The sequence below is a fragment of the Mastigocoleus sp. MO_188.B34 genome (assembly GCF_030065675.1).
In the GTDB taxonomy this organism is placed as follows: Bacteria; Cyanobacteriota; Cyanobacteriia; order Cyanobacteriales; family Nostocaceae; genus Mastigocoleus.
The window spans coordinates 35739-47045 of sequence record NZ_JASJDK010000027.1 but is presented as its reverse complement, the minus strand read 5'-3'; the positions used below and the strand labels follow the sequence as shown (position 1 = coordinate 47045).

Annotated in this window: 12 protein-coding genes; 2 read left to right on the top strand and 10 right to left on the bottom strand. The window is 41.5% G+C overall.

What is annotated here, in order from left to right; genetic code table 11:
* Positions 1 to 174 precede the first annotated feature (174 nt).
* From QNJ50_RS09495 to QNJ50_RS09450, 10 genes are all read right to left on the bottom strand, one after another.
* On the bottom strand, positions 175 to 663 hold the full coding sequence (locus QNJ50_RS09495) for a GPW/gp25 family protein (protein ID WP_300634586.1): 489 nt from the start codon (positions 661 to 663) through the stop codon (positions 175 to 177).
* 83 nt (positions 664 to 746) lie between these two features.
* On the bottom strand, positions 747 to 1040 hold the full coding sequence (locus QNJ50_RS09490) for a PAAR domain-containing protein (protein ID WP_300634583.1): 294 nt from the start codon (positions 1038 to 1040) through the stop codon (positions 747 to 749).
* A 50-nt stretch (positions 1041 to 1090) separates the two neighbouring features.
* The gene (gene vgrG, locus QNJ50_RS09485) at positions 1091 to 2863 is read right to left on the bottom strand and encodes a type VI secretion system tip protein VgrG (protein ID WP_300634580.1); all 1773 of its coding nucleotides are present in this window, start codon (positions 2861 to 2863) and stop codon (positions 1091 to 1093) included.
* On the bottom strand, positions 2860 to 3588 hold the full coding sequence (locus QNJ50_RS09480; protein WP_300634577.1) for a LysM peptidoglycan-binding domain-containing protein: 729 nt from the start codon (positions 3586 to 3588) through the stop codon (positions 2860 to 2862). The genes vgrG and QNJ50_RS09480 overlap by 4 nt, the downstream gene beginning before the upstream one ends.
* A gap of 3 nt (positions 3589 to 3591) precedes the next feature.
* Positions 3592 to 3768: a DUF5908 family protein gene (locus QNJ50_RS09475; protein ID WP_300634574.1), complete on the bottom strand. Its 177-nt coding sequence runs from the start codon at positions 3766 to 3768 to the stop codon at positions 3592 to 3594.
* A gap of 56 nt (positions 3769 to 3824) precedes the next feature.
* Positions 3825 to 4277: a phage tail protein gene (locus tag QNJ50_RS09470; RefSeq protein ID WP_300634571.1), complete on the bottom strand. Its 453-nt coding sequence runs from the start codon at positions 4275 to 4277 to the stop codon at positions 3825 to 3827.
* A gap of 27 nt (positions 4278 to 4304) precedes the next feature.
* Positions 4305 to 4745: a phage tail protein gene (locus tag QNJ50_RS09465; protein WP_300634568.1), complete on the bottom strand. Its 441-nt coding sequence runs from the start codon at positions 4743 to 4745 to the stop codon at positions 4305 to 4307.
* Positions 4746 to 4839: 94 nt separating this feature from the next.
* Positions 4840 to 6276, bottom strand: coding sequence for a phage tail sheath family protein (locus tag QNJ50_RS09460; protein ID WP_300634565.1), 1437 nt, complete (start codon positions 6274 to 6276; stop codon positions 4840 to 4842).
* Between the two features lie 272 nt (positions 6277 to 6548).
* Entirely contained in the window at positions 6549 to 6809 is a 261-nt protein-coding gene (locus QNJ50_RS09455; RefSeq protein ID WP_300634563.1) for a hypothetical protein, read from the bottom strand.
* Positions 6810 to 7419: 610 nt separating this feature from the next.
* Positions 7420 to 8760, bottom strand: coding sequence for an ATP-binding protein (locus QNJ50_RS09450; RefSeq protein ID WP_300634560.1), 1341 nt, complete (start codon positions 8758 to 8760; stop codon positions 7420 to 7422).
* A gap of 707 nt (positions 8761 to 9467) precedes the next feature.
* Between QNJ50_RS09450 and QNJ50_RS09445 the strand changes: the two genes are divergently transcribed.
* Both QNJ50_RS09445 and QNJ50_RS09440 read left to right on the top strand, forming a co-directional pair.
* Complete coding sequence (locus QNJ50_RS09445) at positions 9468 to 9998, top strand: hypothetical protein (RefSeq protein WP_300634557.1); 531 nt, start codon at positions 9468 to 9470, stop codon at positions 9996 to 9998.
* Positions 9999 to 10315: 317 nt separating this feature from the next.
* A complete protein-coding gene (locus QNJ50_RS09440) occupies positions 10316 to 11203 on the top strand; it encodes a hypothetical protein (RefSeq protein ID WP_300634554.1) in 888 nt (295 codons plus the stop codon).
* The last annotated feature ends 104 nt before the right edge of the window (positions 11204 to 11307 follow it).

The window sequence follows — 11307 nt, the reverse complement described above, 5'->3', positions numbered from 1 at the left end:
CTGACTCAGGTTGTAAGCAAAAATCAGAAAATCAGCCAAATCGCCCTCGTCAATTTTGACGAAATCGGGTGACAGGGCTGGAAGTTGTCGCTGTCCCTGGCTCACACCATCGCGGATTAATGGATTTTTCGGTGGTTCGCGGCGGATGTTCATGGGTTTCTGGAGCGAAAAAAATTAAACATTGGTAAAATCGGTAACACTCCCTAATTGCAGATTAACGGGGATTTCTCCTGTATTAATAGCCGGAAGCAAACTACCAGTATTTTCTTCTATGTAGAAGGGATAGACCAAATTAAAGCGAGAATTAGTAGTAATAATTGTGTAATCTATGGTGAGCTTTACACGTCCTTCTAATTGCTCATCCAGACTCAGGTCTAAACTGTTGAGCAGGATGCGCGGTTCGTGATAGATAATAGAAGTACGCAGTTGTTCTTTAATACTACTAGTGATAGTCGGACTTAGGGGTTCAAACACAAAATCTTGGAGGTTGCAACCATAGGTCGGCTGCATTACCCGTTCTCCCAAACTGGTGGATAGGAGAATTTGTAAACTTTGACAAATATCCTCCTCCGCGCTCACTAACTGTATAGTCCTAGAACCTCGATCAAAGGTGGGTGGAAATCCCCAACCAGTTCCCAAAAAAGCTTTATCCTCATTTTCCATTGCCAGTGCTTCGCCCTAATGGATAAATTTTTAATTATGAATTATGAATTATGAATTATGAATTATGAATTATGAATTATGATTCAGCCTCCAATTAACACATTAAATGCTCCTAACACAATTGAACCTCCGTGAGCTGTTGTATCCCCAATCCTGGCGGCGGGTTTTCCGCCAATGAGCACGGTTGTGGAACCCAGGATAATGGTATCCGGTGGTCCGGTACAGGTGCAGGTATCGCCGACTACAGCTGCTGGCATTCCAGCAATTAAAACCGTTGGTACACCTGGACTGATTATTGGTCCACCTACATGGGGGACAACTCCAGTTACCATCGGACAAATATGCATATCTGTCAGACGAGCAGCAGGTTTTCCCATGTTTTCTCCCTTTGTTTTTCTCCCTTTATATATTTAGTCAGGTTTTTATATTAATTAATCTGTACTAATGAGCCTTTCAGCACAGCGATCGCACTAGTCGAGACTTCAGCCCCAGCATTTCCTTCGGCTTTAAATTGAGCGTTGGCTTTCGCATTCACATTCAACCCCTCAATACTGGTATCCTGTTTTGCTGTGAGTGTCAGCTTTCCTGTGGCCTCCACGGTAATATCCTTGGGACTTTTGATACTGATACCACTATCATTCATGGTCATGCTATTATCATTTTGGTCTTTCAAGGTAATACCCTTATCCTCATCGGATATGATAATTTTGTTACCTCCGGGTGTTTCCAAAGTGATAATTTTTTTATCGTCATCGAAGCTGATCTTCATTTCCGAACGCGTAAAAAAGCCCTTGTGGTGGTTGTCATCTTCGGCTTTCAGGGGTGCTGGTTTGGCGCTACTGTTGAGCATTCCCAGAACAATCGGGTCACGGGGGTCGTCATTGAGAAAGCCCAGAACCACTTCATCACCAATTTCGGGACGAAAGAAGGAACCACGATTATCTCCTGCGTCTAAGGTGGCAATCCGAGACCAGATACCATCGCTTTGAGAGTCAATTGTGGGGACTTTGACTAAGATGCGGTCTTCCCCATTGGGGTCATCTTGTAACTGCACCACTACCCCAATTTGCAAGCCGTTGACACCGGGGAGCAGTCCTGATGCCGGTCGTTCCACGATATCTGCTTCTTGGTAAAACCACTGAGGTGCCAGTCCAAGCTGCATATGAGTATACCATGATCCACTATTGATCTCGTGCCGAACGCTGGAGACATATGCTAAACCGTTGAAACGTTTACCTACTCCTTTGAGTTCGATCAAAGCGTCAGGTTTAGCGTCGGGATAGCCAACAGTTTTTACCCGTCCTTGAATCTTGGCTAACCGACTTTTCAGCAGTTGGGCATCAGCCCAGGCTTTTAGTTGCGGTTCTTGTACTCGACCGCTGTGGCGTAATTCCCAGGCGCTTAGGTCAATCGCCTCAGCCAATTTCTTACCTGACAAATTTCCCTGCTTGTTGACTGTAGGCTCGGTTCCTTCAACTTCAACTAACGCCTGATCGGCATAGCTCCATGCCTGTGCCTTCACTGCTTTATACTGGGATCTAGCATCCATTTCGGCTTCAAATTCCAACAGGTTAACGCCATAGTTAAGGGTAATAAGGGAGTTACCACTGGTGCTAGGGGCTTTTACCTTTAGCTTGCCGTTATCCGCGAGGACAATCTGCCCGTTCATTTCAGCCCGTGAGAGAATAAAGTCCCAATCGGTAGCGTAGTATTGGACAATCTCCGGATGCTTGCCTTTAGTACTTTCCACATCCTTAGATATACCACTGTAACTGCCGATAATTTCTTCAATGGCATCGCTGTCTTTTTGTTCGGTAAAATACCGACTGTGACGACCGATGGTTAACTTGGTAGCCAAACCTTTACAATTGATGATCAGCATCGAGTCCCCATTGGCACCAACTTTAATGGCATGTTTAACAATCAGCCCTTTAAACATGGTCTTGTCCTTGCCATCATAACCAATGGCAATTTCCACCTCCTTACCCGGAATTAAGTCTGCTCCCTCACTGGCTGCAAAGGTTTCTTCCGCAGCAGAACCATCCCGCAACACAACTTTTGCCGTGGGTATGCGGTTGACTGCCCGATTAACCGTTACAGACAAGGCGGTATAATCATTTGTGATATCTTTACCCTCAGAGAGTAACTTGAAGGTAGCGACATTATAGAGCGAATTTTCCGGAATAATTAGATCGCTCATAGTTCTGTTTTTTCCAGTGGGGGAAACCTCAGATCGGTGTTGGTTGCTAAACGGCGGAAATTAATCAAACCGTTAACTTTGGCAATTTGTAGGTAATAGGATGAATCGTCATAGGTGCGATAGGTCATCAAAGGTAAAGTGTCACCTGCTTTCACCTTGCGCTGATGGGTGAGATCTGGAGATTTTTTGTTTTCTTCCAGCAATCTCAGTTTCTGTTCGGTATAGCTGGTAAAGGTTGCACTCAGCTTGGCTCGTAAGGGCTTACCATCCGAGGCAAACAAGGTGTAATTAACCTGGAGATTGGTGAGGATGCAGTTAAAGCCATTCTTACGACCATAGCCAAAGGAAAAATCTCCCCACAACAACCGCAAAAAGTTGGGCTTGTGGGTTTCCGGATTCATGGTGTAGGTCAACTGGAAAAATTCCTGTAGTTGGCTAACAACATCTCGGTGAAATTTCCCCGGATTTTGCTTATCGGGGACTACACCAGTTCCATCGAAGATAAAATCAAGCTTAAGTTCTTGGGGCCGAGTATATTTATATTCTGGATCGTTGTGCTGGGCACCATTAGCTTGGCTGCGGTTGTATTCGATTTGAAACTGTTGGGAAAACTGCTCCGGATTGATGGGTAGATCGAAATAGCCGATCTTATTTTGATAGCGATCGTCTTTGTATACCTCAAGCTTAACTTTGGTGAGTTCACCTGTTTTAGCGGCATTGGTCATTAATTAGCGCTCCGATTGTTCCTTGAGGATGGCTAATACCTGTTCTACGCAGGCAGCAATAATATCAGCGTGTTCCCTATTGTCTGTATAATTTGCTGCCTGGCTTTGATTTGTGTTTTGCCCCTGTTCCCCATCGTTGACAGAGGCTTTAATCACCAGTTCTCTAATTTCCAATGGCATATAGTTTCCTTCATATATATAAGCTGTTATATAAGCTGTTTAGTTTTGGGAAATAGCTATTTCTGTGTCTGGAAATAGCTGTAGTTCAATTCCAGGGATTCAATGGCGATGGAATTTTGTTCGGCATTCAAATCTGAAATTGACCACTTCTTCGGCCAAGCATTAATCACTTCCCAAGTAACGAGTGCTTTGGGACTGTTGGGATTTAGTAAGCGTACTAGCAGGTTCATCGGGCGGATGTCAAAGTTGAGAATGGCATCCATGCACCACTTCACCATCTTGGAGTCTTTGACTAAACCTCGCTTGAGTACCAGGGGGTTGTATTTGGTACGAACTGGCAAGGTATGTTCAAAGCGGTTTTCCCCTCCCTCCTTCAGGGATTCAGTCTGCATATCTACACTCAGACCGGTAACGCTTTGAAAACAGGTTTCCACCTTTTGATTGTTGAGTTTTTCCCCTAGAAAAACTACATCAAAAAAGAAACTGACTGGGGGGTAAGTATATGCCATAGTTAACTTTATACCTCCAGGTAGAAACTAGCCATTTTCAATTTTCAGACCTTCGTGGACAATTTCGATTGTTTCGATCGCAATCTCATTACCGTCGGCTTTGAGATCGGTTCCCTGTACTTTGATGGGCCAGGCATTAGTCGCTGTCCAGGTTACCACCACCTCACTACTTTCATTCAACAAAGTGATAATCAAAGTGCGCTGATACGCGCTGTGGTCAGCCTGTTTTACGGCACTATTCCACCAGTCATAAAAATTATTAATACTTTTGAAGGTGCCCCGCTTCATCGTAATGTTGCTATATTTCTGCATACCGGGCATTTTCAGCTTGCTAAATTGGGGCATATTACCTTCGCGGTATTCGATGGGTTCGGTTTCCACATCCAGTCCGGAAACTTCGGAGAATCCCCCTTTGAGATCCCCCGCTTCCACGTTGAAATGAAACTTTGGTAATGGATAGTTAGCCATAGTAAATGTCTATGAGTTAATTCGTGACTTTTAATCTTTGGTTAGTGCGGTTGTGGGCTAATTCAACACATCAGCCCCTAAATGTACTTACTGATTAGCTCTCCTGCATTTTATGGGAGAATTTGAGGATGATAAATTCAGCCGGACGCACCACAGCCATGCCGATTTCGATAATCATGCGACCTTCGAGAATGTCCAAGGCGGTCATAGTTTCGTTGAGTCCCACTTTGACATAGAAAGCTTGCTCCGGCTTGGCTCCAGCTAATGCTCCAGCCCGCCATTGGAGGATGAGAAAGTTGTCGATCATCGCTTTGACTTTCACCCAGGTATTAGCGTCATTGGGTTCAAACACAAAACCTTCAGTGGCTTTCTTGATCGATTCTTCTGCCATATTGAAGAATCGCCGTACTGGAACATACCGCCATTCGTTATCATTACCAGCCAAAGTACGGGAACCCCAAATTAAGGTTCCTTTGCCAGTAAAAGCACGAATCGCATTAATCGACTTACCTGTTGGATGAACATTTAGCTGATCCTGCTGGTCATTTGTGATTTTGAGGGTAGGTTTGACCACTGAAGCTAGGGCTACGTTAGCTGGAGCTTTCCAAACACCACGTGCATTATCCGTACTAGCATATTGACCCACCACTAATGGCGAAGGGGGTAGAACTAGAGGCATTTGATCAATTGCCGCCTTAATTAAAGCATATTGAGTACCGTCTGCACCGGGCGTTATTGCGGGATTGAAGGCATTCATCTTTCCTTCTTCTGTTTCAGCACCCCCATCTACACTGCGAAAGATACTAACTTGATCCTCGTCATAGAAATAGTTGAAGATGGTTTCAATATTAGGGGTGTAAATTGCACTGTATTTCAGCTTTTCCAAAGGTAGGCTTAAATCCCGAAAAGCATCTGCTGCATCCAGAATGGTTTGGGGTGAAGTCAGAAGTTTGAGATCCATGACTGTAAACCGATCCTGTAACTCATAACATTGATCCAAAGCAGCAGTCATTAAGCTAGCGTAGTCTGCATCAATTAGACTTTGACTTTCCGGAAAAACCAGCAGGGTAACTTCATCTTCCTTGACAACTTCCGCCAGACCGTTTCTCAGAGCGTTAACATCAATAGTGCCGCTCATTGGACCAACGGAGACAATATAGCAGGGTCCGCCACCATTATCGAAGAAAGCCTGCATCGCGTAATACAAGTTATTGGGACTGGGAGTACCAATACGAGCATTTACTTTCCGCTCAACCAGTTTGCCATCTTTATTAATGTCCTGGATCACAACTTGAATAGTCGTTTCACTGTTGGCTTTACCGAAAAATAATTCGTATTCCAGCAACGAAGTGATCCGTATTGGTCGCAGTATGGGATTAGCAGGATCGGCGTGAAAGTTTTCGACACCGTACTTAGCCATTTGAGTATATCCAATAAAGGCAGGAATGGCAGTTTCAACCTGAGCAACGGAAGGTGGAAACTTGGAAATTTCCTCGATATAAACGCCTGGAGTTCTGTAGGTACTTGGCATAGTGTTGTGATTGGTTATGGTTTATTCGTTATAAATAGATATCAGAAAAAATAGCGATCGCTTGTTTCTGAGTTGCGGAATCAATTTCGGTTTCTGGCTTAATCAGCATCACTCCCGGTGCTGGTAGAAGATGACAAACTCATCTACCCGGGTTCCGTCTAGATCTAAGCGATAGCGTCCAGGGATTTGCCCAGAGAAATTGAGATTGGTGGCGAACTGACTAGTCAGCGCTTGCGCTATCGCCTCACCAGGAGTATGATTATCCGGGGTTGTCACCTCAAAGGCAAAGGTTTCTTGTTCATTGGCAATCTATCTATCAAGGTGAAACGAAAACGACCGCCAGCATTGACTCTTTCAATAGGATACGTGCAGAATAATACCTGGTGCGGCAGCCAATCTCCCTGGGAAACATACTGGCTACGAGGAAAAATATCCCAATCACTAGTATCAGGTATTGCATTAACAGCAATAGAAGGGGGAAATTTGGAGATTTCCTCGATATAAACGCCTGGAGTTTTGTAGGAGCTTGGCATAATGTTGTGATGGGTATAGTTTATTCGTTACAAATAATCAAGATGTCTCTATCTCTAAGATTGGAAGAGAGAGCATACTGGGAGCACAAGACTCTAATTTATGTTGCTGTTTCAATTTCTTTGATATAAGGCTGCAAAACCTTCTGTATTAATTGCATTATTTCAAGCATCATAACAGTTCGGTGAATAAATCAGCCGTAAAGCAGAATGTTTTATATATTACACAATGAGTTCTGAGGTCAACGTTCAGCAGTTAAGAACTGATGCAGATTCGGTTAGGTATTTATTTTATTAGTTTGTTCTTACCTATTAGTCACGCTAGATTATATAAATTTTTATCCTATTTTTTGAAATTTTATTATTAAAAAACAAACTTTATTTTTTAATAATTTACTCGATTCCTTGAATATTAATTAGGAAATCCTGAATTTATAATCCAGCAATTTTATCTGAATCTGACTCTGCAATAAAAACAATAAACTTATTTGTGTTTTTGTTTTATTGAATGTAATAAATATTTATATTTCCTTTTACTTCTATGTGTTTTCACTTTATAGGCAATCGATTTAGTTATCACAAAAACCCAGTTAATCATTTTTAACTTTCTCCTCTACATAATCTTTCCGGCTTTACTAAACTCCCGCTTTATAGCGTTGAATATATCTTCTTGATGAATAACTACATCGCCATTTTGTAATGCTTGCAAACAACAATGTTGCACCACATTCATAATGTCGGAACCAGTTAATTCATAGTTTGTCGAAAGCTGACTTAGGTCTACATCTTCAGCGAAAGTTACTTGGGATGGGAAAGCCATCTCCCACAGTTGCAACCTCTCTTTAGGGTTGGGTATAGGAAATTGTATGAGTAATTGAAATCTTCGGAGGAACGCTTCGTCGATATTGCTCTTGAAATTAGATGAGAGAATGACCAGTCCGTCGTAGTTTTCTATACGCTGCAGTAGATAACTTACTTCTTGGTTGGCATACTTATCGTGGGCATCACGTACATTAGTGCGTTTGCCAAAGAGAGCATCAGCCTCATCGAAAAAAAGAATCCAACTTTTGCTTTCTGCTCGTGCGAAAAGATTGGCTAGGTTTTTTTCTGTTTCACCTATATATTTTGAAACTACCATAGACAGGTCTACTTTGTAAACATCTTTACTTGTATACTTGCCTAGGAGGCTAGCTGTCAGGGTCTTACCCGTACCAGGAGGACCATAAAAAAGGACACGGTAGCCTAGCTTAAGCTTCTTTCTCATACCCCATTCATAGAGAATGGTTACACCGTGGGTAATCCAGCCTTCCAATTCTCGAATTTGTTGTAAAGTCTGGGCATTAAGAACTAAATCCTCCCACTCCATTTCGGTGGTGATACGCTGAGCAGGAAAACTCATGCTGAAATGGGGGCGGGAAAAGTGTCCCTGGGTAAAAAGGTCGATATAATCCTGAGTCAAGATAAGCTTTCCACTCATCAGGGGTTCGCCATCCGCTGGTGGTTCGAGATACAGTACGCGATCGCGAGCAAATGGATGTTCCTCACTGAAAACTTGTTGCAGACGTAGGCGATCGGCAAAATGTCTGGCTCCGAGAATGAACAGCACAGTTTCACCTGTTGGCAGAAAACCACGATGGGACTTACCGCGCCAACCACCAATTTGAGGATAATCACCCGATTGCGGTACCTGGCTGACGATCATTCGCTCGAAAAAATCAGGTTGTAGATGCGGGGCTAGGGCAATAATCAAAGTTAGTTGTGCGATCGCATCCAATCGATGCTTACGAATAAACCAAACCAAGGGAGCATCTGCTGTCAACCATTTATCTGGTGGTTTAGGCATTGCTTCCCTTGCTTGTCCATGATCCTTGAAGTCAGAGGTCATGCGCCACTCAATTACCTCAGCTAGGTATTTGAGAGCTATTTCTAAGGTCTGAATATCTGGCAAACGCATTATTGTATGCACTACACACGGTTTCGAGGTCTCGACTCATCGCACTTGACGGCACTTTTAGCTTTTAACCTAATAGCTTTTAAACTAATAGTTTTTAAACTAATAGTTTTTAACCGTTGATAGCTAGGTCGACTATTATTTTGATTTATACGCGGGTAAAGGCGAATGTTTAGATATCAACAATTAGGGTATGGGGAAACCTACTCTAACCATTCAAAGTAGATTTGCTTTTACCAACACCTGAGCAAATTAAACCTAGACAAGATTAATCTAACATTTTGTCGGGGTATAAAACAGGCAAAAAAAGGAACATGAGATTTACCTTGAATATTTTATAAAAGCTATATAAGTTGATAGTGAAATTAGTTGTTTTGCTGATTTAGTGATGGTTGTTCTAATAATGTTTCAGAGATCACAATTTTCTTAGATAAGCCTTTGCTAATAATATCTAGTTTTTAACTAATGTATCAATTTTAGTTCTAATCTTGTTATTCCGTAATAAATTTAGATTGATGATGTAATAATAAGCATTATTTGGCCTTAAAGCTAGTAGAGACTTTCTTTCAAGAAAACTATATCCATACTGTAGGGCTTACAAAACTAGATATGATTGGTTTTCTCCCCTCCGACAATTTGTATAAAATGCTATTCACAATCAAGGTGTGAATTGAATGTAGTGGCATCAAATCAAAAGATTGAGAAAATTTATGGGACAAAATACTATTGTTAAGCAAAGTCAAGAATCTTCTTCTAAGGGAGCACTTCTCTATACAGGTGATCAAACTATACCGTGCAAACCCGTTGAAGGTGCTATAGAAACATTATGTAATACTATCTCAGAAGAGGATACTATCACTGTCTACCAAAAAGCTGCTGGGAAGACTTGGAATTTGATTGTGCAAGTCATCGCTATTATCATCTTTTTATTTCGTTTGTCGATTGCTTTAATTATCTGGGTGTGGGGTATAGCTTTTAAAAGTGGACAATATTTTCGCAAGTGGCTTGAGTCTAATCAACCTACTTTCAACGAAATTGTGTATGCAGTGTTTGAAGCCCTGGGGCGACCTCTAAATCGTTTATACCAATGGGCTGCTTCCCTGATTAAAAAATATTTGGGATGGGAAGTCAATTTTGAAGATCCCACAGCAAAATCATCTACAACAAAGGCAGAAGACACCACTAATACGACTCCCACTACTTCTAACTCTGCTGCAGAATCATCAAGTAGCTCTGAGTAAGAACAAGTGAGATTGGGTCTAAAAAATGGATTGAGGATAACTCTAGAGCATATTTCCAAGGAGATAAGACTACTTTTAATTGTTATAACTTGGCGCTGAAAATTCTAGCTGAAAACATAAAATAATCTTTTTTTAAACTAGAAAAGTTTGGTGAAAAATCTGTGCTGTCCTCACAAAATTCTCAACTTAATTCCTTAAAATCAAAACTGCTCTGAATTAGTGAAAATTATATTCAAAGGAAAAATCTAAGATTAATTTCTTCTGATATAGAGCGCAGGTAAGTTTTGATATTAACCTAAAATTTGGAGTGAATAAAAGTGCAGCTTGCTCAAGAACATCATTCCCGTGGAGTAGTTACTATAGCTTTAGCTGGACAAAAAGCAAACTCTGCATTAGTTCAAACTTTAAGGGTAGAAGATGTTGACAACACTGATGAACTAACACCAAAAGAACAAAATGCTCGAGAACAGCTAGAAAAACAGGTAGAGCAATCCTTCTATTTAGCAGGAAAAGCATTACAAAAATTACGAGACCAAAGACTATATCGTTCAACCCATTCTAGATTTGAGGACTATTGTTTTGAACGTTTCTGTTTTCATCGCCGACATCTGTACAATTTGATTAGTGCTGCCTTAGTGGTAGACAACCTTTCTGTTGCTGAATGTGCACAATTTGTGCACATATTACCTACCAGAGAATCTCAGTGTCGACCTCTGACATCTCTAGAGCCCAAGTTACAGAGAACAGCTTGGCAACAAGCTGTAGGTTATGCAGGAGGCAAAGTTCCTTCAAATCGAATTGTAACAAAAGTGGTTAAGCAATTGACTAAAGCTACAGACCTTAAGCAACCTCATTATGTGGGTGAGGTTTGTCTTATTCTCGCTAGGGATGAACCCAAACTAAGAGGGAAAAATAAGTGTTGGGGAATTGTGAGTGCAGTTCAAGAAGATAGTTGCCATTTGCAATTTTGGGATGGAATAGTGGAGTTTATTGAATTCGACTATTTACAATCTTTAAACTATAGCCTAGATGAATGTAGACAGATGCAACAACTAGTTAACCGTTTAACTATGTTGGTAAATAGTGAATCTTTGGAAAAAGTCGCTTATGTTCTTTTGGAGCATTTGGGAAAGATTAGGCGTCCCTATCTGACTCCAATAGAAGAACAGCTGCTCACAGTTCTGGAACAAGAATCTGAACTATAAATAAATTTACTTTTTCTCAATTGGGTACAAGAAATAAAAACTTCAGTCTATTTAATATCAATTAGTGGAATTCCCCATTCCTCTATCGGATAGTGCTGACGAAT

Coding starts and splice junctions, on each gene's coding strand:
- QNJ50_RS09495 (WP_300634586.1), bottom strand. CDS start 663: ATGGAAAATGAGGATAAAGCTTTTTTGGGAACTGGTTGGGGATTTCCA.
- QNJ50_RS09470 (WP_300634571.1), bottom strand. CDS start 4,277: ATGGCATATACTTACCCCCCAGTCAGTTTCTTTTTTGATGTAGTTTTT.
- QNJ50_RS09450 (WP_300634560.1), bottom strand. CDS start 8,760: ATGCGTTTGCCAGATATTCAGACCTTAGAAATAGCTCTCAAATACCTA.
- QNJ50_RS09455 (WP_300634563.1), bottom strand. CDS start 6,809: ATGCCAAGCTCCTACAAAACTCCAGGCGTTTATATCGAGGAAATCTCC.
- QNJ50_RS09465 (WP_300634568.1), bottom strand. CDS start 4,745: ATGGCTAACTATCCATTACCAAAGTTTCATTTCAACGTGGAAGCGGGG.
- QNJ50_RS09445 (WP_300634557.1), top strand. CDS start 9,468: ATGGGACAAAATACTATTGTTAAGCAAAGTCAAGAATCTTCTTCTAAG.
- QNJ50_RS09480 (WP_300634577.1), bottom strand. CDS start 3,588: ATGACCAATGCCGCTAAAACAGGTGAACTCACCAAAGTTAAGCTTGAG.
- QNJ50_RS09460 (WP_300634565.1), bottom strand. CDS start 6,276: ATGCCAAGTACCTACAGAACTCCAGGCGTTTATATCGAGGAAATTTCC.
- QNJ50_RS09475 (WP_300634574.1), bottom strand. CDS start 3,768: ATGCCATTGGAAATTAGAGAACTGGTGATTAAAGCCTCTGTCAACGAT.
- vgrG (WP_300634580.1), bottom strand. CDS start 2,863: ATGAGCGATCTAATTATTCCGGAAAATTCGCTCTATAATGTCGCTACC.
- QNJ50_RS09490 (WP_300634583.1), bottom strand. CDS start 1,040: ATGGGAAAACCTGCTGCTCGTCTGACAGATATGCATATTTGTCCGATG.